Source organism: Streptomyces sp. NPDC040718 (assembly GCF_055593565.1).
On record NZ_JBVIXO010000006.1, the window covers coordinates 400,364 to 422,689 of the forward strand.

The 22,326-nt window shown below is 73.7% G+C and carries 20 protein-coding genes and 1 pseudogene; 6 read left to right on the plus strand and 15 right to left on the minus strand.

Features of this window, described 5'->3' with window-relative positions:
• Positions 1-103 precede the first annotated feature (103 nt).
• The 3 genes from cynR (at position 104) to ACZ597_RS18740 (ending at position 2,394) form a co-directional block, all read left to right on the plus strand.
• On the plus strand, positions 104-1,015 hold the full coding sequence (gene cynR / locus ACZ597_RS18730; protein ID WP_471331070.1) for a transcriptional regulator CynR: 912 nt from the start codon (positions 104-106) through the stop codon (positions 1,013-1,015).
• Positions 1,016-1,161: 146 nt separating this feature from the next.
• Positions 1,162-1,395 carry a DUF6296 family protein gene (locus ACZ597_RS18735; protein WP_471331071.1) on the plus strand — a complete coding sequence of 78 codons (234 nt, stop codon included), beginning with the start codon at positions 1,162-1,164 and terminating at the stop codon, positions 1,393-1,395.
• Positions 1,396-1,512: 117 nt separating this feature from the next.
• Entirely contained in the window at positions 1,513-2,394 is an 882-nt protein-coding gene (locus ACZ597_RS18740; RefSeq protein ID WP_471331074.1) for a carbonic anhydrase, read from the plus strand.
• Positions 2,395-2,481: 87 nt separating this feature from the next.
• On the opposite strand, the gene ACZ597_RS18745 is transcribed toward ACZ597_RS18740, so the two are convergent.
• The 10 genes from ACZ597_RS18745 to ACZ597_RS18790 all read right to left on the minus strand — a co-directional run bounded on the left by ACZ597_RS18745 (position 2,482) and on the right by ACZ597_RS18790 (position 15,871).
• Positions 2,482-3,741 (minus strand): MFS transporter, encoded by a 1,260-nt coding sequence (locus tag ACZ597_RS18745; protein ID WP_471331077.1) that lies wholly within the window; start codon positions 3,739-3,741, stop codon positions 2,482-2,484.
• Positions 3,738-6,296 carry an ATP-grasp domain-containing protein gene (locus ACZ597_RS18750; RefSeq protein WP_471331080.1) on the minus strand — a complete coding sequence of 853 codons (2,559 nt, stop codon included), beginning with the start codon at positions 6,294-6,296 and terminating at the stop codon, positions 3,738-3,740. Before ACZ597_RS18750 ends, ACZ597_RS18745 begins: the two co-directional genes overlap by 4 nt.
• A gap of 99 nt (positions 6,297-6,395) precedes the next feature.
• Entirely contained in the window at positions 6,396-7,355 is a 960-nt protein-coding gene (locus ACZ597_RS18755; RefSeq protein ID WP_471331082.1) for a PLP-dependent cysteine synthase family protein, read from the minus strand.
• A 134-nt stretch (positions 7,356-7,489) separates the two neighbouring features.
• On the minus strand, positions 7,490-8,767 hold the full coding sequence (locus tag ACZ597_RS18760) for an SGNH/GDSL hydrolase family protein (RefSeq protein WP_471331085.1): 1,278 nt from the start codon (positions 8,765-8,767) through the stop codon (positions 7,490-7,492).
• A 65-nt stretch (positions 8,768-8,832) separates the two neighbouring features.
• Positions 8,833-9,675: an ATP-binding cassette domain-containing protein gene (locus ACZ597_RS18765; protein WP_471331087.1), complete on the minus strand. Its 843-nt coding sequence runs from the start codon at positions 9,673-9,675 to the stop codon at positions 8,833-8,835.
• Positions 9,672-10,658, minus strand: coding sequence for an ABC transporter ATP-binding protein (locus tag ACZ597_RS18770; protein WP_471331090.1), 987 nt, complete (start codon positions 10,656-10,658; stop codon positions 9,672-9,674). Before ACZ597_RS18770 ends, ACZ597_RS18765 begins: the two co-directional genes overlap by 4 nt.
• The gene (locus ACZ597_RS18775) at positions 10,655-11,473 is read right to left on the minus strand and encodes an ABC transporter permease (protein WP_471331093.1); all 819 of its coding nucleotides are present in this window, start codon (positions 11,471-11,473) and stop codon (positions 10,655-10,657) included. Before ACZ597_RS18775 ends, ACZ597_RS18770 begins: the two co-directional genes overlap by 4 nt.
• Positions 11,470-12,456, minus strand: coding sequence for an ABC transporter permease (locus ACZ597_RS18780; protein WP_471331095.1), 987 nt, complete (start codon positions 12,454-12,456; stop codon positions 11,470-11,472). Before ACZ597_RS18780 ends, ACZ597_RS18775 begins: the two co-directional genes overlap by 4 nt.
• On the minus strand, positions 12,453-14,132 hold the full coding sequence (locus ACZ597_RS18785; protein ID WP_471331098.1) for an ABC transporter substrate-binding protein: 1,680 nt from the start codon (positions 14,130-14,132) through the stop codon (positions 12,453-12,455). The genes ACZ597_RS18780 and ACZ597_RS18785 overlap by 4 nt, the downstream gene beginning before the upstream one ends.
• Positions 14,133-14,188: 56 nt before the next feature.
• Positions 14,189-15,871: an amidohydrolase gene (locus ACZ597_RS18790; RefSeq protein ID WP_471331100.1), complete on the minus strand. Its 1,683-nt coding sequence runs from the start codon at positions 15,869-15,871 to the stop codon at positions 14,189-14,191.
• A 128-nt stretch (positions 15,872-15,999) separates the two neighbouring features.
• Between ACZ597_RS18790 and ACZ597_RS18795 the strand changes: the two genes are divergently transcribed.
• Together ACZ597_RS18795 and ACZ597_RS18800 are read left to right on the plus strand one after the other, a co-directional pair.
• A complete protein-coding gene (locus ACZ597_RS18795; RefSeq protein ID WP_471331102.1) occupies positions 16,000-16,695 on the plus strand; it encodes a TetR/AcrR family transcriptional regulator in 696 nt (231 codons plus the stop codon).
• Positions 16,696-16,729: 34 nt separating this feature from the next.
• Positions 16,730-17,309 (plus strand): annotated as a pseudogene (locus ACZ597_RS18800) (YdeI/OmpD-associated family protein).
• Between the two features lie 7 nt (positions 17,310-17,316).
• On the opposite strand, the gene ACZ597_RS18805 reads toward ACZ597_RS18800, so the two are convergent.
• From ACZ597_RS18805 to ACZ597_RS18825, 5 genes are all read right to left on the minus strand, one after another.
• On the minus strand, positions 17,317-18,189 hold the full coding sequence (locus ACZ597_RS18805; RefSeq protein ID WP_471331105.1) for an RNA polymerase sigma-70 factor: 873 nt from the start codon (positions 18,187-18,189) through the stop codon (positions 17,317-17,319).
• Positions 18,190-18,243: 54 nt separating this feature from the next.
• On the minus strand, positions 18,244-18,897 hold the full coding sequence (locus ACZ597_RS18810; protein WP_471331108.1) for a HutD/Ves family protein: 654 nt from the start codon (positions 18,895-18,897) through the stop codon (positions 18,244-18,246).
• Positions 18,898-19,102: 205 nt separating this feature from the next.
• On the minus strand, positions 19,103-20,485 hold the full coding sequence (locus ACZ597_RS18815; RefSeq protein WP_471331351.1) for a VWA domain-containing protein: 1,383 nt from the start codon (positions 20,483-20,485) through the stop codon (positions 19,103-19,105).
• 126 nt (positions 20,486-20,611) lie between these two features.
• A complete protein-coding gene (locus tag ACZ597_RS18820; RefSeq protein ID WP_007268031.1) occupies positions 20,612-20,815 on the minus strand; it encodes a cold-shock protein in 204 nt (67 codons plus the stop codon).
• Between the two features lie 169 nt (positions 20,816-20,984).
• Positions 20,985-21,647: an NADPH-dependent F420 reductase gene (locus ACZ597_RS18825; protein WP_471331109.1), complete on the minus strand. Its 663-nt coding sequence runs from the start codon at positions 21,645-21,647 to the stop codon at positions 20,985-20,987.
• 213 nt (positions 21,648-21,860) lie between these two features.
• On the opposite strand from ACZ597_RS18825, the gene ACZ597_RS18830 reads away from it, so the two are divergent.
• Positions 21,861-22,322 carry a hypothetical protein gene (locus tag ACZ597_RS18830; RefSeq protein ID WP_471331112.1) on the plus strand — a complete coding sequence of 154 codons (462 nt, stop codon included), beginning with the start codon at positions 21,861-21,863 and terminating at the stop codon, positions 22,320-22,322.
• The last annotated feature ends 4 nt before the right edge of the window (positions 22,323-22,326 follow it).

Here is a 22,326-nt window from a genome sequence, read left to right on the forward strand (position 1 = left end):
CCACCCCTGTGGGGCTGACGTGTTCCACCCTGCATGACCTGCACCCATAGTGTCCAAGAGTGGTCATCCATGAGACCCATCGATGCCATCTATAGTTGTCGCCATGGCTCTCGAACTGCGTCACCTGCGCTATCTGCTCGCGGTCGCCGAGCACCACAGCTTCACGCGCGCCGCGGAGGAGCTGCACATCTCCCAGCCCACCCTGTCGCAGCAGATCAAGCAGCTGGAGCGGACGGTGGGCGTGCTGCTGCTGGACCGGGGCGGGCGTACGGTGCGGCTCACCGACGCCGGGGAGGCGTACGCGCACCACGCGCGCCGCGCGCTGCGCGACCTGGCGGCCGCCGAGCGGGCCGTCCACGACGTCGGCGACCTCTCGCGCGGCCACCTGCGCCTGGCCCTGACCCCCACCTTCACGGCGTACCTGCTCGGCCCGCTGCTCGGCGCCCTCCACGAGGCGCACCCCGGCATCACGGTGGAGGTGCGGGAGATGACCCAGGACCGCATCGAGTCGGCGCTGCTGGCGGACGGCACCGACCTCGGGATCGCGTTCGGCGGACCGCACCCGCCGGGGATCGCGGCCACCGCGCTGTTCACCGAGACGCTCGGCCTGGTGGTGTCCTCGGGGCCGGGGGCCCCGGCGGGGCCGGTGCCGGCGGCCGGGCTGGCGGAACGTCCGCTGGCGCTGCTGAACGGGGACTTCGCGACCCGGCGGCACGTGGACGCGTACTGCGCGGCACAGGGGGTGCGGCCGCGCGTCGCGGTCGAGGCCGACTCCGTCCAGGCCCTGACGGAGCTGGTGCGGCGGACGGGGCTGGCCACCGTCCTGCCGGACGCCGTCGCCCGGGAGCAGCCCGGCCTGACCCGGATCCCCCTGGTCCCGGCCCCGCCCTCCCGCACGGTCACCCTGCTGCGCCGGGACACGGCCTACCAGAGCGCCGCCGCCCGCGCCTTCACGGAGCTGGCCCGGGAGTTCACGGCGGCGCGGGGCCCCGGCCCGGCGGAGCGGGGGGACTGAGCGTCCGTCGGGCCTAGCCGGCCACGGGCGAGGCGGTGGGTGTTCACCGGGTTCCTTCGACGGAGCAAACGGGCACCCCGTACACCATCGCAAAGTAAAGGTAAAGCCAAAAGGCGGCCCGGGGGCGCACGGCCCACCATGGACACATGAGCGTCCGACGGTACGAGCTGACGTTTCCCGGCGGCGACGGGACGGGCCAGGACACCGTGGTAGTGGAGCGCACCGAGGCGTCCGGCCCGGGAGGGCACCCGGTGTACGCCGACGCCACCGGCATCGTCCGCGCGGAGATCAGCGACCGGGACGAGGTCCGCATGCTCGCCTCCGGCGGCCGGCAGGCCCTCGCCCACCCCACCGGGGCGCGCCGGCTGCCCGAATCCTGACCGCCCCGCCGTGCGCCGACGGTGGGAACACGGCCCCCCGCCGCTCGCGCCTGCGCCCGTTCCGGCCGCCTTCCGTCCGATAGTCGCCAGGGTCACGACGAATCGGAGGAACGGGCGATGGACAGCGCAGGACTACCGCGCCGCAAGGCTCTGCTCGCGGGCGGCCTCGCGGCCGTCGCGGGCGCGCTCTCGGCGTGCACGGCCGCCGGCTCCCCGCAGGGCGCGGGTACGAAGGGACGGCCCGAGGCCGCCGCGCCGAACGCGGCGCCGACCACCCCGGACGCGGCCTTCGCCCGGCTGATGGAGGGCAACCAGCGCTGGGTGGACGGCTCGCTCCAGCACCCCGACCGGGACCCGACGAGACGTCAGCTGGTCGCCCAGAGCCAGGAGCCGTTCGGGGTGGTGCTCTCCTGCATCGACTCCCGGGTGCCGCCCGAACTGCTCTTCGACACCGGGCTCGGCGACCTGTACGTGCTGCGCACCGGCGGCCAGGCGGTCGGCCCGGTGGTCACCGGCTCCGTCGAGTTCGGGCCGGTGACCGGCGGCACCCCGCTGATCTTCGTGCTCGGGCACCAGCGCTGCGGCGCCATCGACGCCGCGTACAAGGCGATGCGCGACGGGAAGAACCTGCCGGGCGGCCTCCAGGCGGTCCAGCAGGCCCTGAAGCCGGCGTACGACCAGGTGGCCGAGGAGGGCGGCACCGGTGACCCGGTCGACCGGATGATCCGCGCCCAGATCAAGCTGACGGCGGACGACCTGCGCGCCAACGCCGATCTGGCCCCCATGGTCAAGAAGGGGTCGGTCGTGGTGGTCGGCGGCTACTACTCCCTCGACACCGGCAAGGTGGAGATCCTCACGGGCGCCCCCGCGGCGACACCGAGCCCTGCGGGCACCGGCGCCGCCACCCCCGGACCGTCCACGACCCCGGAACCCTCCGGCACCCCCGCCCCGATGGGCACCATGCCGATGGGAACGATGCCGATGGGCACCCCCTCCTGATTCCGCCGGGTACGCACGAGCTCCCCGCCGGGCCGCGGTGACGCGGCCCGGCGGGGGGCTCCGGGCAGGGCCCGCGGCCGGCGGCGGTCAGGCCGCCGCGGGCTCCGCGGGCGCGCTCGTGCCCGGCACCGGACGCGGACGCGGGTACACCGCCTCCTCCGGCAGCCTCGGCTCCAGCCGCAGTACGCCCAGGGCCGAGACCGTCGCGCCCGCCGCGAGGACCAGCCACATCGCCAGGGGCGACAGGGTGAGCAGGGCCGTCAGGACGGCAGGGGCCAGGGCGCTGGGGACCGCCCAGGAGAGCTGGTACACGGCCAGGTGCCGGCCCCGGGTCTCCTCGGGCGCCGCCTGCGCGCACAGGGCGGACGCCGTGGCGCCGTGCATCAGCTCGCCCGCGGTGAACAGGGCCGTCGCGGCGAAGATGCCGATCAGGATGACGGTCTTGTCCCCCACCGCGGCGAGTACGGCGAACGCCAGGAACGACGAGGCGAACACGGCCGCGCCCAGGGCCACCGCGCGGGAGCGGCGGTAGGCCACGAGGGCCCGGGTGACCGGGATCTGGAGCAGCGCGATCCCGACCGTGTTGACGGCGTACAGGACGCCCACCAGCGAGGTGGACGCGCCCAGGTCCTGGGTGACGTACGCCGGGAGGCCGATCGCGAGCACCGTGTAGCCGAACGCCGTCGGCACGTTGAGCAGGGTCAGGGCCAGGAAGGGCCGGTTGCGCGCCACCAGCCGGTAGCCGCCCTTGCGGGAGGTCCGGGCGGCCGGGGCGGCCGACTTCGCGATCGGGATCGAGCCGAAGCAGACGGCCGCGAGCAGGTACCCGGCGGCGGTACCGAACACGATCACGTAGTAGAACGCGTCGCTGCCGAGGGCCAGGACCCCGCCGGCGACCAGACCGCCCACGCCCAGACCGGCGTTGCGCAGGCTGCGCTGCGCGGCGAGCAGCTTGTCCCGCTCGGTGCCCTGGACGAACTCGGCGATGAACGACTGGATCGCGGGCGGGTACGAGGTGTCGCCGAGAGCGACCAGCAGGATCACGGCGAACATCGTGTAGCCGTTGTCCACCAGCGGGTACGTGCAGAAGCCCGCGGCCCGCAGCAGGTACCCGCCGGTGACGACGGCCTTGGCCCCGAACCGGTCGATGAGGACGCCCGCCGCCGGGTTGCTGACCAGGCCGATCACGGCGGCGGCCGTCATCAGGGTGCCCACCTGGGTGAGCGGCAGCCCCGTCACGTGGTGGAAGTAGAGCAGGGACAGGGGCAGGTACATGCCGGCGCCGGTGGCGTCGACGACCATGCCCAGCATGTACCGCGCCTTCGCCGACAGGCGGGCCCCGGTCACGACTCGTCGCCGATCACGCTGTGTTCGCGCACCCACTCGCCGAGCTCGCGCAGCCGGCGCTCGACCTCGGCGCGGGTCGGCCCGGTGCCCACGGCGGCCGCGAGGAAGTCCGAGGAGCCGGAGGCCGGGGCGATGACCTGGCCCTCCTCGGCGTAGAGCCAGAACCCGGCGAGCCAGTCGTGCCCGGGCACCGCCGGCAGCTCGCGCACCAGGCCGGGCCGCTTCATCATGAGCAGCTGCCCCGCCATGTGGCGCGGCTTCGGCAGTCCCGCGGAGTCACCGCCCCGGCGTACGGCGGGGTGGAGTTCGTGGCCCGCCTCGGCGCGCACGGCGTACCCGCCGAGGTGGACGCCGAACAGGCTGTGGAAGACCTCGCGGATCTTGGCGCCGCCGGGGCGGCAGGCGATCTCGCACATGACGAGCCGGTCGTCCGGGGTGTGGAAGACCTCCATGTGGAAGGTGTGGTCGCGCAGCCGGGATCCCTCGGGGGCCAGCGAGGCGAGGACCCGCTCGGCGAGGTCGAGCAGGCGCGGGGTGATCGGGTCGTCCTCGTCGAGGGTGAGGTCGATGCGCGGGCCCGGGTCGGAGGCGAAGGAGGACAGGTCGTACTGGTACTGCGAGGGCCAGGCCATCGCGACCCGGCCGTCGCGCACCACGCCGTCGACGTGGCACATGCGGCCGGGGACGAAGTCCTCCAGCAGGACGTCGTCGCGCTCGCCTTCGGCGTACACCTCCGTCAGGCACTCCTCGAAGGAGGCCTCGTCACGGAGGATGCGCAGGCCGACCGCGTTGAAGCCGCTGCGCTCCTTGAACACCACCGGGAAGCCCTCGGCCGCGGCGAACTCGCGGGCCTGGTCGGCGGTGCGGGCCTGGACCCAGGCCGCGACGTCGACGCCGGACGCCTGGGCGCGGGTCTTCATCAGGGCCTTGTCGCGGAACGGCACCACGTCGTCGTGCCAGGCGCCGCGCAGTCCGAAGCGCTCGCGCAGCCGCGCGGCGCGCAGCATGTCGGCCTCGTGCAGCGCGCTCACGCCGGTGATGCCGTGCTCGGCGATGAGTTCGACGGCGCGGGCGTCGACCTCCTCCGCGTCGAAGTCGTCGAAGATCTCCAGGCGGGTGTAGCCGAGGTCGCCGTCCGGCAGCTTCTCGCCCGCGAGTTCGATCTTGTCGCGGGCGGCGAGGACGACGATGTCACCGGTGTGGTCGGGCAGCCAGGAGCGGTACGGGAACGGCTCCAGCGGGTTGCGGTGCAGGATCAGCAGGTTCTCGCGCGGGGCGATCTCGGAAGGCTGCGCGAGGACGGTCTCCCCGTCCGGGCCGGCGAGGGTGATGCGGATGTGCTCGCGGATCACCCCGGCGCCGCGGCGGATCGCCGCCGAGGTGTCCTCGGCGGCGACGGCGATCAGGCCGAGCCGGTCCCAGTTGTCCTTCAGGACCCGCACCTCGTCGCCGGGCTTGGCGCTGGGGGTGACGGAGATGACGCCCTCGGCGGCGCGCGCCTCCTCGATCCCGGCGATGGACTCGACCCGGGTGCCGGGGGTGCCGATCAGGGCGCGGACGCTGGCGCCACCGTGCGCCTGCGGGCGGTCGGGGAGCTCCTCGACCAGGCCGAAGGGGGCGCCGACGGCGAGGGTGACCAGGTCGACGCCGAAGGCGCTGCGCACCAGTTCGGGGATGGAGTCGCCGCCGATCCGGTTGTGGCCCTCGATGACGCGCGGGCCCTTGGCGGTGAGGCGGACCTCGGTGTGGCAGACGCCGTCGCGCAGGCCCATCACGTCGAGGAACCCGCGTATGCCGGCGCGTATCGCCTCGTCGTCGGCGTCGGACAGCCTGGCCGGGACCGCGTGGCCGAGCTCGGCGAAGTGGCCGTCGGCGGTGAACTTCTCGGTGACGGTGACGATGACGTGGCGGCCGCCGAAGCTGAAGGACTCGACGCTGAACTCGGGTCCGTCCAGGAACTCCTCCATCAGGAAGTCCTTCAGGACGAACAGCGAGGAGACCCGGTCGGTGCGGGTGCCGGAGAGCCGGGTGACCTCGGCCCAGACCCGGTCGGCGTCCTCGGGCCCCTCGACGCGCATGACACCGATGCTCGCGGTGGCGTCGACGGGCTTGACGATGAAGGGGAAGCCGTACGAGGCCCCGAAGGCGTCCAGGTCCTCACGGGCCTTCAGGGACCGGGCGCCGACGGCGTGTTCCGGGTCGTGTTCGGCGACGTAGCGCCGCATGGCGGCCTTGTCCCGGATGCGGGCGGTGACCTCGTAGCCGGTCCCCCCGAGCCCGTACAGGTCGTTGATCCGGCCCGCGTTCTCCAGCCCCGGCTCGGTCAGGGAGACGGCCGCGGCGAAGCCGGGGCTCTCGTGCCAGGCCCGGACCAGGGGTTCGATCTGCTCCCACTCCGTGAAGTCCACGACCTCGACGGCCGCGGCGAGCCGGTTCTGCTCCTCGCTGACCTTGGTGGGGTGCTGGAGCAGCAGCACGCTCAGTCCCAGGTCGTGGGCCTTCCGCACGGTCTCGTCGGTCGCACCGACGAGCAGCAGGGTGCGCTCGGGGTTCATCAGCTCTCTTCTCCCCCTGCTGCCGCAGGGATTTCGGGCTCGTACTCGGGTGGGGACGGGGGGTGGGGTGGGGTGGAGCGGGATGGGGCGGGCGCCGGCTCACCCCCGGCCGGCGGTGTCCTCCTGCGGCCACCAGCTCAGGTAGCGTTCGCCGCTGTCGGGGAACACGGTCGCCACGACGGCGTCCGACAGGTCGTGGCGGCGGGCGAGTTCGAGGCAGCCGTACGCGGCGGCGCCCGCGGAGATCCCGACGAGGAGCCCGGAGCGGGCGGCGATGGCGCGCGTGGTGGCAGCCGCGTCGGCGTCCTGGACGGGGATCACCTCGTCGATGAGGTGGATGTCGGTGACGGGGCTGATGAAGCCGCCGTTGAGGCCGGGGATGGCGTGCGGGCCGGCCTGGCCGCCGGAGAGCAGCGCGGAGCCCGCCGGCTCGACGGCGACCACCTTCAGGTCGGGGTTGCGCTCGCGCAGGTAGCGGGCGGTGCCGGTGAGGGTGCCGCCGGTGCCGATCCCGCACACCAGGTAGTCGACGCGGCCGCCGGCGTCGTGCCAGATCTCGGGGCCGGTGGTCTCGTAGTGGGCGCGGACGTTGTCGGCGTTCTCGTGCTGGCGCGCGTACCAGGAGCCGGGCATGTCGGCGTGGAGCTTCTCGGCGTACTCGACGCAGGCGGCGAAGCCGAGGGTGTGGTCGGTGAACTCGACCTCGGCGCCCAGCATGCGCAGCGTCAGCACGCGTTCCCGGGAGGCGTTGGAGGGGAGCACGATCAGGCAGCGGTAGCCGCGGGCGGCGGCGAGGGCCGCCAGGGCGATTCCGGTGTTGCCGGAGGTGGACTCGATGACGGTGGCGCCTGGCTGGAGGGCTCCGGACTCCTCGGCGGCTCTCATCATGAAGAGGGCGGCCCGGTCCTTGACGCTGGACAACGGGTTGGCCGCTTCCAGTTTGGCGAGGACCCGGGCCGTTCCGGGCAGCCCGTCGAGCTGGAGCCGGAACAGCGGGGTGTTGCCGACGAGGTCCTCGAATGATGCCGCGATGCGGCGGGTGGTGCGCGCGTGGTTCACGTGCTACCCCTTTGGTGCTGGACGTGCGGTGGGTCTCTGCAAGGTAGCCAGACCCGGTAGCGCGCGATTGGTGCCCGGCTCGGGCCGGACTCGGGTACCGCTCGCGCGCCGCGTGCGTCCGTGCACCGGGCGGCTCACAGGGAGTTGAGGTCCACCGCCTCGGCCATCGCCCGGTAGCCCGCGTCGTTGAGGTGGAGGCGGTCGCCGAAGGCGAGTTCCGCTTTCAGCTTCTGCGGGTGTTCCGGGTCGGCGACCGCGCGGTCGAAGTCCACGACGCCGTCGTAGGACCCGCTGGTGCGGATCCAGGTGTTGACCTCGTTCCGTATGGCCTCCGCGCCCGGGTTCCAGTACTGGGCTTCGCCGTAGGGCGGAAGGGTGCCGCCGAGGATCCTGACACCGCGCCGGTGGGCCTCGCGGATCAGCTGCCGGTGGCCGGCGATGATCTCCTGCGCGGTCGCCCGGGGGCCGGCGGTGCAGCGGTCCTGGGGCATGTCGGGCTGGATGATGTCGTTGGTGCCCTGGAGGACGATCACGGTGCCGGTGTCCGGACGGCCGAGCGCGTCGCGGCGGAAGCGGTGCAGGGCGCTCTCCCCGAAGCAGGGCGAGTCTTGGAGGACCTTGTTCCCGGCGATTCCGGCGTTGAGGACGGCGCGCGGCCGGTCCTGTCCGGCGAGGCGGCCCGCGAGTGCGTCGGGGTAGCGGCGGTCGGTGCCGGGGGTCGCGCCGAAGCCGTCCGAGAGGGAGTCTCCGAAGGTGACGACCGTACGGCGGGCGGCGGCGTCCCGGGTGCCGTCCTTCACGTCGATCCCGGCCAGGTGGTACCACGACCAGCTCTGGTTGCCGGGGACCGTGAAGGCGTCGCCGGCGGTGTCGCGCAGGTGGTCGCCGTCGGCCCGGTAGGAGGTGCCCATGGCCACGTTGTGGAAGGTGGCGGGGCCGGTGGGGCCCTGGAACCAGAGGGTGACGGTGAGCTGTTCGAAGGCCTTGACGGGCAGGGCCACGGGGTCGCTGGCGAGCGTTCCGCCGGCCGGGACGGCCGCCGCGCCGGCGCCCCCGAACCGCAGGGTGCGTACGGATTCCGGCTGGACGGCGCCGCCGCCGGCGCTGCGGGCGACGGTCGCGCCGGTGATCCGCAGCGGGGTCTTCCCGTAGGCGTTGGTGAGCCGTACGCGGAGCTCCGAGCCCTCGGCGCCGGCCCGGACGACCTGGCGCACCGACTGGTTCCGGAAGCCCTCCTCGGACCAGTTGGGGAACCAGTCGGTGTGCGTGGGGGCCTGCGGCGAGGCACCCCAGGCGCTGTGCCAGGGGGTGGTGTGCGCCGCGGCGGGGGCGGCGGTGACGGTGGTGGTGCCGGCCACGGCCAGGAGGGCGGCGGCGAGCGGGACGGCGAGGGCTGTCGTGTGCGTGTTCACACCCCCCTGACCCGGCCCGCCCCGCGGTTGTGACGGGCGGGGCGGGTCCCGGCGTGTGGGGCCGGTCACACGGCGGGCGCGGCTCCTGCGGGGTCGAGCTCCCTGCGCCGCCGGGCGATGGAGTCGGGGTCCCATCCGGGGCGGGGCACGGAGGCCAGCAGCAGCCGGGTGTACGGGTGCCGGGGCGCCGTCAGCAGCTCCGCCACGGGCCGGTGTTCCATGGTCCGGCCCCGGTACATGACGAGGGCGTCGTCGCAGACGTAGCGGACGACCGCCAGGTCGTGGCTGACGAACACCAGGCCGATGCCGGTGTCGCGCCGGACGTCGGCGAGCAGGTTGAGCACCTGCGCCTGTACGGACACGTCCAGGGCGGAGACGGCCTCGTCGAGTACGAGTACGGCCGGCTCCACCGCCAGCGCCAGGGCGATGGCGGCGCGCTGGCGCTGGCCGCCGGAGAGCCGGCGGGGCAGGGCGGCGGCCTCGCGGTCGCCGAGGCCGACCTGGGCGAGCAGCTCCCGTACCCGGGCGGCGCGCGCCGCCGGTTCGCGGGAGCCGTGCAGTCTGAGCACCCGGTCGAGGGCGGCGCCGACGGGCAGCCGGGCGTCCAGGGAGAGGTAGGGGTCCTGGAAGACGATCTGGACGGCCTTGGCCCGGGCCAGCCGGGCCGCCCGGCCCCGGACGGACTCGGCGAGGGGGCTGCCCTGGACGAGGATCCGCCCGGCGTCGGGGCGTTCGAGGCCGACCAGCATCCGGGCGGTGGTGGTCTTGCCGGAACCGGACTCGCCGACGATGCCGAGGGCGCCGCCCGGCTCCAGCGCGAAGGACAGGCCGTCGACGGCGACGACCTCCGTCCCGCCGGTGCGGTACGTCTTGCGCAGCCCGGTGACTTCGAGCAGCGGGGTGGTCATCGGGCCTCCACGGGGGTGAGGGCGGCTTCGCCGATCCGGTGGCAGGCGGCGGCCGCGGCCGGGCCCCGTTCCCGCAGCGCCGGCGGGGACTGCTCGCAGCGGCCGGGGTCCACGAACCGGCAGCGGGGTGCGAAGGCGCAGCCGGGTGCGGCTTCGAGCAGGCCGAGGGGGGATCCGGGGACGGGGACGAGGCGCCGGGGCGGGGCGCCGTCGAGCGGCGGCGCGGAGCCGATCAGGCCGGCCGTGTAGGGGTGGCGGGGTGCGGTGAGGAGGTCGGCGGCGGGGGCGGTCTCGACGATGCGGCCCGCGTACATCACGTAGACGCGGTCTCCGACGGAGGCGGCGAGTTCGATGTCGTGGGTGATCAGGAGCAGGCCGAGGCCGCGTTCGCGCCGGAGCCGGCCCAGGAGGGCGAGGATCTCGGCCTGGGTGCTGACGTCGAGGGCGGTGGTGGGCTCGTCGCAGAGCAGCAGGCGGGGTTCGGCGGTGAGCGCGGCGGCGATCACGACGCGCTGGAGCATGCCGCCGGACAGTTCGTGCGGGTACTGGTCCAGGTGCCGGACCGGGTCCGGGAGGCCCACGGCGTCGAGGAGTTCGGCCGCCCGGGCGCGGGCCCGGGCCTTGGGCCAGGAGTGCACCAGGCGCAGGGACTCGGTGAGGAAGTCCCCCACGCGGCGGACGGGGTTGATGGCGGCCCTGGGGTCCTGGTAGATCATCGCGGCCTTGGCGGTGCGCACCTCGCGCAGGTCCTCCCGGTCGGCGCCGACCAGGTCGGTGCCGTCGACGGCGACCCGGCCCCGGACTTCGGCCCCCTGGGGGAACAGCCCGAGGGCGGCGCGGGCGGTGACGGACTTGCCGGAGCCGGATTCGCCGACGAGGACAACCGTTTCGCCGGGGTCCACGCCCAGGCTGATGCCGTCGAGGAGGGGGCGGGCCGTGCCCGGCAGGGTGATGCGCAGGTCTTCGTACCGGAGCAGTGTCATCGGGAGCCCCTTCCCGCGAGCCGGTCGCCGAGGTTCTCCCCGACGACGGTGAAGGCGACGACCACGACGACGACCGCCACGGCGGGGACGACGGCGGACAGCGGTTCGCCCTGGAGGACGGCGGCCTGGCCCTGGTTGATCATCGCTCCCCAGTCGGGGGTGGGCGGCTGGACGCCGAGGCCGAGGAAGGAGAGCGCGGCGAGGTCGAGGAGCGCGTACCCGAAGTTGACGGTGGACTGGGCGAGCAGGGTGGGGGCGATGTTGGGCAGCAGGGCGCGGACGGTGGTGAACAGGGCGGAGTGGCCCTGGACCCGGTAGGCGGCGATGTAGGGCCGGGCCTTCTCCTGGAGGGCGAGGCCGCGCACGAGGCGTGCCGTGTACGGCATGTAGGCGAGGGCCATGGCGATGACGGGGGCCGTCATCCCCTTGCCGAACAGGGCGACGGCGAGGATGGCCAGGAGCAGGGCCGGGAAGGCGAAGAGGATGTCGAGCACCCGGCCGGCGAGGCGGTCGGTCCGGCCGCCCCGCCAGGCGGTGAACAGGCCGACGGCCACGCCGAGGGCGGTGGAGGAGACGACCACGGCGAGCGGTCCGGCGAGGCTGGTGCGGGTGCCGGCGATCAGTGCGGACAGGGTGTCGTGGCCGCCCTGGCCGGTACCGAGCCAGTGGTCGGGGCCCGGGCCGAGCAGGGTGTCGCCGAGCCGGCCGAAGGTGGGGTCGTGGGGGGTGAGCCAGGGCGCGAGGAGTGCGACGAGCACGAACAGGGCGAGGAGCAGCGGGCAGGCCGCCCGCAGCGGGGCCTTCCTGAGGTTCACCGGGCGCTCCCCGCCGCGGCGGTCCGCGGGTCGATCAGCGGCTGGACGAGGTCGACGATCGCGTTGACCACGACGAACGCGGCCACGACGAGCAGCACGATGGCCTGGACGACCTGGAAGTCGAGCTGGTCCACGCACTGCACGAGCAGGGAGCCGATGCCGGACATCCCGAAGGCGGTCTCGACGATGGCGGTGCTGACCAGCATGCCGGAGACGAGCAGCGCGGAGACGGTGACGACGGGCCCGAGGGCGTTGCGCAGTACGTGGCGGCGGATGACGGCGGCGCGTGGGGTGCCCCGGCTGAGGGCGACTTCCACGTGTTCGCGGCGCAGTTCGTCGAGCATCGCCGAGCGGGTGACCCGGGTCACCAGGGCGGTGAAGGTCACGGACAGGGCGATGGCGGGCAGCAGGACGTGGTGGAGCCGGTCGAGCAGGCCGCTGCCGTTGCCGATGGTGGGGAACCAGCCGAGGCGGACGCCGAGCACGGAGCGCAGGAGCAGGGCGACGACGAAGGCGGGTGCGGCCGCCCCCACCGTGACCAGCAGCATCAGCGTCCGGTCGGTGCGGGTGCCGCGCCGCAGCGCCCCGAGGGCTCCGGCGGCGACGCCGACGGACGCGATCAGCAGCGCCGCGGTGGTGACGAGGAGGAGCGAGGAGGGCAGCCGGGACCACAGGAGGGTTCCGACGTCCTGGTGGAAGAGGTGGGAGCGGCCGAAGTCGCCCTGCAGGACCCCTTCGAGCCAGTTCCAGTACCGCAGCAGGAAGGGCTGGTCGAAGCCGTACTGGCGGCGGATCTCGGCGAGCTGTTCGGGGCTGGGGCTGCGGCCGCGTACGAGGAAGCTCGCCGGGTCGCCGGGGGCGAGGTAGAGGGAGGAGAACACCAGGAAGGAGGTGACCAGGAGGGTGGTGGCCATTCCCGCGAGCCGGCGCAGCACCCGGCCGGCCCGGGCGAGTGCCGCCGGGCGGGCCGCCGCGGCCGTCATCCTCTGGCTCCGATCTCGGCCGCCCACGGGTAGTAGAGGTAGGCGATGGACGGCTGCACGCCGGTGATGCGCTTGCCCAGGAAGACGCTCACGGGCTGGGTGTAGAGGGGCAGCCAGGGCAGTTCCCGCAGGGCGATGCGCTGGGCCTCGGCGTTGGCGGCGGCGTGCCCGGCGGGGTCCTGGGCGGCGCCGGCCCGTTCGACGGCGGCGTCGAAGCCGGGGTCGGACCAGCCGCCGTAGTTGCTGAAATTGCCGGTCTGGAGGGAGCCGTACATGTCCAGGGGGTCGGTGATGGAGGTGTACCAGAAGGTGAGGAAGAGGTCGATGCCCTCGCGGGCGGCGGGGTCGGTGAAGAGCGTGGAGTACTTCTCGGCTGAGAGGGTCTCGATCCTCGGCTTGAGTCCGATGGCGGTGGCGGCCTGGGCGACGGCCTGGGTGATGATCGTCGTCTGGGAGTCCACGGCGCTGGTGGCGAGGACGACCTCCTGCCCGGACACGCCCGCCTCGGCGGCGAGCGCCTTGGCCTTCGCGGGGTCGTAGGGGACCTTGGGCAGGTCCTTCAGGAGGGCCTCGCGGGTGGCGTCGGGGGCTGTGCTCCAGAGGTTGTCGGTGACCAGGGAGTGGGCGACCTCTCCGACTCCGCCCGCTCCGGCCTTGATGATGCCGGCGCGGTCGGTGGCCATCAGCAGGGCCTTGCGGACGCGGGCGTCGCCGAGGGGGCCCTTGAGGTCGGCGACGACCTCGTCGGCGACGGTGGTGTTGCGGCCGAAGTAGAGCGTGCCGGCCTGGCTGGAGCGCAGCTGTCCGTAGGCGCCGGCCGGGACCATCCAGCCGCCGTCGACCTCGCCGCTCTGGAAGGCGTTGACCCGGGTGGTGGGGTCGGCGAGGAAGACGAACTTCACCTCGCCCGACCTGGCCTTCAGCTCGGGGTTCCAGTAGCCGTCGAACCGCTTGAGGGTGAGGGACTGGCCGGAGGTCCAGGAGCCGAAGGAGAAGGGGCCGGTGCAGTTCACCCCGGTCCGCGGGTTCCCGTAGTCCTTGCCGGCCTTGGCGAGGGTGGCGGCGGACTCCACGGTGCCGGGGCCGGCGGCAAGGTACTGGTTGAAGGTGGAGTCGGGTTTGGCGAGGGTGACGGTCACCTCCATGTCCCCGGTCCGGTCGACGGACTTGACGTTGCGGAAGGTGGAGGCCCAGACGCTGGCGGTCCCCGGGTCGAGGTTGCGGCGCAGGGAGGCCACGACGTCGTCGGCGGTCAGGGGCGTGCCGTCGTGGAAGCGGACTCCGGGGCGGATCGTGTAGACCCAGGTGGTGGGGGTGGGGTTGGCGTACGAGGAGGCGAGGTTCGGAGAGGTCGTGAGGTCGGGGTTCCAGCGCAGCAGGCTCTCGCAGACGTTGGCGAGGATCTGGTTGGGCGGGAAGTCGAAGGAGTAGGCGTAGTCGATGCTGGTCGGCTCCGCGTACGTGGACCAGGTGAAGCTGTCCAGGTTCCCGGCGGCGGCGGGGGTCCGGTCGGTGAGCTCCGGGGTGCCGGGGGTCCCGGGGCGGGGGGCGGCGGTGCCGCTGCACGCGCCGGTGAGGAGTAGCGCGGCGGCCGTGAGGCCGGCGGCGAGGGTGTGCCGGGCGCGCCGGGCGCGTCCGCGGCCTGGGAGGGCGGCTCTCGTTCGGGGTGATGGCATCGTCTGCCTCCGTGAGGGGTGGGCGGGGGTCGGCCGGGGATTCTGCGGGGCGGGGTTCAGCCGGCGGCGGTGTGCACCGGTTCGCCGTCGACGTAGGTACGGATCACCCGTACGTCGCCGATCTCCCCGGCGGGCAGTGCGAAGGGGTCGCGGTCGAGTACGGCGAGGTCCGCGTACTTGCCCGGCTCGACGGTGCCGGTGACCTCGTCGAGGTGGTTCACCCAGGCGCTGCCGGCGGTGTAGGCGGTCAGGGCCTGGGAGAGGGTCAGGGCCTGCTCGGGGAAGAAGGGCTCGCGGACCTCGCCGGGGGCGGGGGCGTCGGCTTCGCCGGCGGGGACGGTGCGGTTGACGGCGACGTGGACGCCCCAGAGGGGGTTGGGGCTGCTGACCGACCAGTCGCTGCCGGCCACCAGGCGGGTGCCGGCGCGCTGGAGGTCGCCGAACGGGTACTGGAGGGCGGCACGCCGGGGTCCCAGGAAGGGGATGGTCAGCTCGTCCATCTGCGGCTCGTGGGCGGCCCACAGCGCCTGGATGTTCGCGGCGGCGCCCAGGCGGGCGAAGCGCCCGATGTCGTCGGGGTGGACGACCTGGAGGTGGGCGAGGTGGTGGCGGTTGTCGTTGGCGCCGTTGGCCGCGAGGGCGGCCTCCAGCGCGTCGAGGACCTCCCGGACGGCGCGGTCGCCGAGGGCGTGGAAGTGCAGCTGGAAGCCGGACCGGTCGAGGATCCGCACCGCTTCGGCGAGCAGGCCCGGCTCGACGAAGCTGAGCCCGGAGTTGGCGGTGGCGCAGCCGCAGCCGTCGAGGTAGGGCTCCAGCATGCCGGCCGTGAAGTTCTCGGCGATGCCGTCCTGCATGATCTTCACGCTGGTGGCGTTGAAGCGTCCGACGCGGCCCGTGCGGCGGCGCTCCTCGATCTCGGGGATCTGTTCCAGGCCGCGCTCGCGGTCCCACCACAGGGCTCCGACGACGCGGGCCTTCAGGGAGCCCTCTCGGGCGGCGCGCAGGTAGACGCCGTAGTTGTCGGGCTGGGCGGGGAAGGCGCCGATCATGGCGTCCTGCCAGGCGGTCACGCCGAGGGAGAAGAGGTGCCGCTGCGCTGCGAGCAGGCCGGCGTGCGCCTCTTCGGGGGTGGCGATGGGGACGTGGCGGGCGACCAGTTCCATGGCGCCCTCCTGGAGGGTGCCGGCCGGGGTGCCGTCGGGCTCGCGCTCGATCCGGCCGTCCGCCGGGTCGGGGGTGTCCCGGCCGACTCCGGCGCGTTCGAAGGCGCGGGTGTTGGCCCAGGCGCCGTGGCCGTCGCGGTTGGTCAGCAGGACGGGCCGGTCCGGGACCACCTCGTCGAGCATGGCCCGGGTGGGGGTGCCGCCGGGGAAGGCGTCCATGGACCAGCCGCCGCCGCGGATCCAGGCCGCCCCGGGGTGCTCGCGGGCGTAGGCGGCCACCACGGCCAGGTACTCACGGGCGGAGCGGGCCTCGCTCAGGTCGCAGCCGAGCATCTGGACCCCGGCCACGACCGGGTGGACGTGGGCGTCCTGGAAGCCGGGGAGCAGCAGGCCCCCGGCGAGGTCGACGACCTCGGTGGCGCGGTCCGCGAGGGGGCGTACGTCGCTCTCGTCGGCGACGGCGAGGATCTTCCCTCCCGCGACGGCGACGGCCGCCCGGACGGGGGCCCGGGAGGTCCCGGTGAAGACCTTCCCTCCCACGAAGACGGTGTCGGCCCGCTGACTGCTGCTGCCCATCGCGCATCCTCCGGCTCGGCGGGCGGGGCCCGCACGGCTTGCTGGTTGAGGAGGAGTGAACGGGAGCGCAACAGTGTTGTCAACGGTGTTGCGCCGACTGCGTGCCGGATCGATACACTGGCCGCACCATGCCGAAGCCACCCGACACCCCCGGCCGTTCCAAGCGGGCCGGCAGCCAGCTCACCCCCGAGGCGATCATCGACGCGAGCCTGCGCATCGCGGCGCGCGGGAGCGAGGACGCCTTCACGGTCCGCCGCCTCGGCGAGGAGCTCGGCGCCGACCCGACGGCGGTCTACCGCCACTTCCGCGACAAGGACGAGCTGCTGCTGTCCGTCGCCGACCGCACCCTCGGCGAGGCGCTCGCCGCCATCCCGGAAGGGCTCGGCTGGCAGGACCGGCTGCGGGCGCTGGCCGCCGGGTCGCTGGAGGTCGCCCTCAAGTACCCGGTGGTCGGCTCGACCATGGCCAGCCGGACCACCCGCCGGGCCAACGAGTTCCGGGTCGTCGAACTGATCCTCGGGGCGGTGCGGGAGGCCGGGCTGGAGGGGGCCGAGGCCGCGGCGCACTACCGGATGGTCGGCGACTCCATCCTCGCCTGGGTCGGCCAGCGCGCCGCCTACCTGCTGTTCCCGCCGGAGGTGCGGGAAGCGGACGAGGCCTCCTGGAGCCGCGAGTACCGGCTGGTCGACCCCGGCGGCTTCCCGAACATCACCCGGCTGAGCGGCGAACTCGCCGAGGTGACCGAGGAGGAGATCTTCCGGCTGCGGGTCGAGGCGCTGATCACCGCCATCGAGGAGCGGGCCCGCACGGCCAACGGAGCTTAGGCCGTTGTCAGTTGGTGTCGCTAGCCTGGACCGCATGGACGAGATCAACGGCGTGGAGGTCATCGCCTTCGCGGATGCCGGAGCCTTCGAGAGCTGGCTGGAGCGGCACCACGCCCGCGCCGAGGGCGTGTGGATCAAGGTGGCCAGGAAGAAGTCCGGCATCCCGTCGGTCACCGACGACGAGCTGGTGGACATCGGGCTCTGCTACGGCTGGATCTCCGGCCAGCGGCGTTCGCACGACGAGCGGCACTACCTCCAGAAGTACGTACCGCGCCGCCCGAGGATCGCAGGTCAACGTCGACAAGGTCGCGGCGCTGACGGCGGCCGGCCGGATGCGCGAACCGGGGCTCGCGGAGGTGCGCAGGGCGCAGGCCGACGGGCGGTGGGCGGCCGCGTACGCGTCCCAGCGCACGGCGGCGGTCCCGCCCGACCTGGCGGCCGCCCTGGAGGCGGACCCCCGGGCCCGGGCGGCGTTCGAGGCCCTCGACCGGAGCGCCCGCTACCAGCTGGCGCTGCCGCTGCTCCAGGCCCTGACCCCGGAGACCCGCCGGACCCGCCTCGACCGGGCCCTCGGCGCGCTGCGGCGCGCGGAGGAGCCCGGCCCCGGGCGGTGACGGTCCGTCAGCGGCGCAGGCCCGCCAGCTTGTCGGGGTTGACCTGGATGCGGATGTTGCGCATCAGGCCGCCCTCCAGGTCGTAGGTGAACGACCCGATCGGCTCGTCCCCGGCCAGGGCCAGGACGCCGAGCTCGCCGTTGATGAACGCCGGGACGACGGTGACCCCGGCCATGGCCGGCTTGGCCAGCACCCCGAGCAGGAAGCGGCCCACGTGGTCCGCGCCGTACAGCGGGCGGCGGGCGGCGGTGACCTTGCCGCCGCCGTCGGACCAGGCGGTGACGTCGGGGGCGAGCATCGCCAGGACGTCGTTCAGGTCTCCCCCGGAGCAGGCCTCCAGGAAGCGCCGCGTGATCCGCTCGCGCTCCGCGGTGCCGGAGTCGTAGCGGTGGCGGCGCTCCGCGACGTGCTTGCGGGCGCGGTGGGAGATCTGCCGGACCGAGGGCTCCGCGCGGTCCAGGAAGCCGGCGATCTCGGCGTGCGAGTAGCCGAAGACCTCGCGCAGCACGAACACGGCGCGCTCCACGGGGGCGAGCGTCTCCAGGACGACCAGCATCGCCGTGGAGACGCTCTCGGCGAGCTCCTGCTCCTGCGCCACGTCGGGCTCGGTGAGCAGGGGCTCCGGCAGCCAGGGCCCGACGTACTCCTCCCGCGTGGCGCGGGCGGAGGTGAGCCGGTTCAGGGACAGGTTGGTGACCGTGCGCACGAGGTACGCCTTGGGGTGGCGGACCTCCGAGCGGTCGGCCTTGTTCCAGGTCAGCCAGGCGTCCTGGACGATGTCCTCGGCGTCACTGACGGTCCCCAGCATGCGGTAGGCGGTGGCGAACAGCAGCCTTCGGTGTTCGTTGAAGGGGTCCGTTTCGGGTTCGGTCGTGATCACCGTTCGATTCTGCCGGGCGTGCGGCGGACCCCGCCACCCCTCCCCCGCCGGATGTCAGTTGGAGGTGCGCACCCGCTGGTCGTGGAGGTCCGGCCCACCGGCGGCTCGATCCCCACCGGTGATGCCGCGCATTCCCACGACGGCCACTGGCCCGTCGGTACGGATCACACAGGCCGGGGACTCCCTCAGCAGAACGGCGTCGTGACGGCCGAGTTCGGTGCGGGCGTCCGGGTGCCCCGGGCGGTGGAGGGCCGCCGGACCCTCCAGGGCCACGACCAGCAGGGTCTCGTCCGGCAGCGCGGCGAGGGCGAGTTCGCCCCGTACGACGGCGCTGCGGGCCCGGACCCGGTCCCGGTGGTACATCACGTTGAAGTTCACGACGGGGCCGCCCAGCAGCCGGCAGCCGGTCGTCAGGTCCCCGGGAAAGCGCCGGGGCGCGTACCGCTCGTCGACGAGCCGCCGTTCGCCGCCGACCATGAGGTCCATGCCCGCGCCCTCGGCCAGGGTGAGGATCCGGTCGACGCCGGGGAAGCACGAGAAGGGCCCGTCGGCCCCCACCTCGGCGAGGCTGACCCGCCACGCGAAGTCGTCCGTCCCGGCGCCCTCGGGCCAGGCCGCGATCTCGCGGGTGACCCCGCCGCCGTTCTTCCACGGTGCGGCCGTCCGGTCGGCGGCGCGCAGGATCCGGATCTCGGCGGGGCCGGGCATGGCGGTGTTTCCTTCCCTCGGGTCCGTACCGCTCGGGCCTGCGGTACGGACCCCGGCGGTGAGGGCTCCGAGCCTATCCGGGGGGTCTCAGCAGCCGCTGGTCCAGGTGTGGGAGCCGCCCTGGTCGTTGGCGCCCGCGTTGTGGCCGGCCTCCTGCCCGGGGCCCAGACGGAGCGTGACCCGGCCCGGCCGGGCGGAGGGCGGATCAGCGCAGGATGCCCGCCTGCCGGGCCGCGCGCAGCCAGGAGGGGAACTCCGACAGGAGGCGGTCGTACAGGTCCTGGTCCGAGACCTTGTCGATGTCGTCGACGGCGAAGAAGCCGACGTTGTCGACGCGCCGCCCGGGCATGGTGTCGAAGCGCTCCAGTACGCCGAAGCCGGCCCGGCCGAGTCCGACGAACTGCCAGAACACCGGCTCCTCCACGGCCGCGCGCAGCTCCCGCTCGATCTCGGCGTTGCGGTACACGCCGCCGTCGGAGAAGAACAGGACCAGGGTCGGGGCCGGCACCGGGTGGGAGCGTACGAAGTCCCGTACCTCGGCGATGACCTTCTGCTCCTCGTTCTGGAAGCCGACGTGCCGCATGTCGACCTGACCGGGGACCAGGCCCTTGGGCGGCTTCTTGCGGCCGAAGAGGCTCATCTGGCCGACGCGTACGTGCAGGCGCAGCCACTCGGGCAGGTCGCCGACGGCGAGGTCGGGCAGCCGGGCCGGGTTGGTGGCGAAGGTCCAGGCCTGCATCTCGCCGTCGTCGTCGAGCTGCACGGCGACGGCCACCATCCGCTCCACCACGCTCGCGACGGTGCCGCGCGCGTAGAGGGTGCTCATCGATCCGGAGGCGTCGAGGACGAGGACCACCCGGGCCGTGACCCCCTGGGCGCCGGCCTTGCTCAGGCTGACGGCGACCTGCTTCTTGCGCAGCGACAGGCGTCCCCGCATGTCCTCGGGGAGCCACTCCTCGCCCTTGACGAGCCGTACGACCGCCTCACCGGCGGCGGGCGCGGGGGCCGGGGCGGGCGCGGGGGCCGGGGCGGGCGCGGGGGCCGGCTCGGGGGCACGTACCGGGGCCCGGGCGGGCGGCGGGGCGTCGTCCACGGTGATGCCGTAGTCGGTCGCGAGTCCCGCGAGCCCGCTCGCGTACCCCTGGCCGACGGCCCGGAACTTCCACGCCCCGGCCCGCCGGTAGAGCTCGCCGCTCACGAAGGCGGTCTCCGGCCCGGCCTCCATGTCGAAGCGGGCCAGTTCGGCACCGGAGACGGCGTCGAGCAGGCACAGGTTCAGCCCCGGGACCCGGCCGAAGGTGCCGCCGTCGGCGGAGGCGCAGAGCACGACCCGCTCGATGTCCCCTTCCAGGGCGGCGAGGTCGACGTCGAGGGTGTCCGCGCCGGGCCGCTTGCCGAGATGGCGTACGGCTCCGGAGGCGTGGCGGGGCTGGTTGTAGAAGACGAAGTCCCCGTCGGAGCGGACCCGTCCGGTGCCGGCCAGGAGCAGCGCGGAGGCGTCCACGTCGGGCACTCCCGGCCCGGCGGACCAGCCGAGCACGGCTCTGACGGAGGTGGCGGCCACCGGGAGGTTGGCGCCTTTGCTCATTGTCGTCACGACGCACAGTCTGCCCGCTGGGCCCGTGCCCCGGGCCCGAATCGGCCCGAACGCACGGCGCCGGGGTCCGCACCCACTGGTGCGGACCCCGGCGCCGCGGGGAAGCCGGCCGGAGGCTCAGGCGGGCACGATGTTCTCGGCCTGCGGGCCCTTCTGGCCCTGGGTGACGTCGAAGTTCACCTTCTGGCCCTCCTGGAGCTCGCGGTAGCCCTGGGTGGCGATGTTCGAGTAGTGGGCGAACACGTCGGCGCCGCCGCCGTCCTGCTCGATGAAGCCGAAGCCCTTTTCCGCGTTGAACCACTTCACGGTGCCGGACGCCATATCGATTCTCCTTCGGGGCCGTACCCGGAACCGCACTGTGCGGACCCGGCGTCGCCGTGTTGATTGACCCCGTCCGAAGATCTCTGGGAATCACACCTGCAACTGCCAGGACCGTAGCACAGGGCCACTGCATAAATGCAGAGCGTTACGTCGATCGGGTGTACGGAAATCAGCCGCGGAACTCGGCCGTGCGGACGGGCGAGGCCTCGGCCAGGGCCCGGGTCACGGCCTCGACGCCGCCGCGCAGCCCGTAGACGGGGGTGTCGGGCTGCTGGCGCCAGGACTCGTCGAGGCCGCCCGCGTCGACGGTGTCGAATCCGAGCTCGTCGATGAGCGCGCGGACCGCCTTCTTGGCCTCCTCGTGGTCGCCGGCGACGGGGACGGCGATCCGCTCGGGGTGCCCGGCGGGCAGCGGCCGGTCGATGATGTCGGCCGCGTAGGTGCCGTTGAAGGCCTTGACCACCGGGTGCCCCAGATGGCGCTCGGTCCAGCGGCTCTCGGTCAGGCCCTCGTCCTCGACGCCGGCGATCCGGCCGTCGCGGTGCTTGGGGTAGTAGTTGCCGGTGTCGATGACGGCGAAGCCCTCGGCCGCCCCGTCGAAGAGCCCGGCGGGCAGGTCCGGGATGTTCTTGAAGGGGATGGTGACCACCACGATCTCGGCGCCGCGCGCCGCCTCGACGACGGTGACCGCGGCCGCCCCGGTCTCCTCGGCGAGGGCGGTCAGGGTCTGCGGCCCCCGGGAGTTCGCGACGGAGACCTGGTGTCCGAGCGAGGTGAGCCGGCGGGTGAGGTTGCCGCCGATGTTGCCGGCGCCGATGATGCCGATCTTCATGAGCCCTCCAGTGCGGAATCGGATGTCGCGTCCGTCGCAACCTCCGGCCGGGCCGCCGCATTCCGCCGCCGCGCGGACTCCGGGGACGGATCGCCCGTACGGGCGAAATCTCGCCATTTCCCGGACAAGTAGAACCGCCGGGCGGCCGGTGCCCGTCATCCAGGGCAGCCGGGAACCGTACCGGCACGTGATCCCGGGGAAAGGCACCGACCCATGTTCCAGCTCCCGACCAAGCGCGTCACGTCCATCGCCCTCGCCGCAACCGCGGGGGCGGCCGCCCTCTCCTTCGCCCTCGCCGCCGGCACCTCCGCCACCGCGGCCGCGCCGCCGTCCGTCTCCGGCAGCCCGGAGGGGGCGTTCACCCGGATCGCCGACTTCTACGGCTCGTACGTCGACGCGGTGTACGACGGGGACGGCGCGACGGCCGACCGGCTGCGCGCCTTCTACCTCTCCGAGCCCCTCCAGCGGGAGCTGAGGCAGTGGGAGGACGCCAACCACGCCGACGGGGTGCTGCGCGCGCAGAACGTACCGCTCAAGTGGAAGGTGACGTCGGTCGACAGCGGGATGGGCAAGACCAACGCCGCGGTCACCCTGACCTGGAGCGGCAACACCACCACCACGTTCCAGGTACAGGCCGACCTCGCGACCAGGAAGATCACCGCGATCCGGGACTGACCCC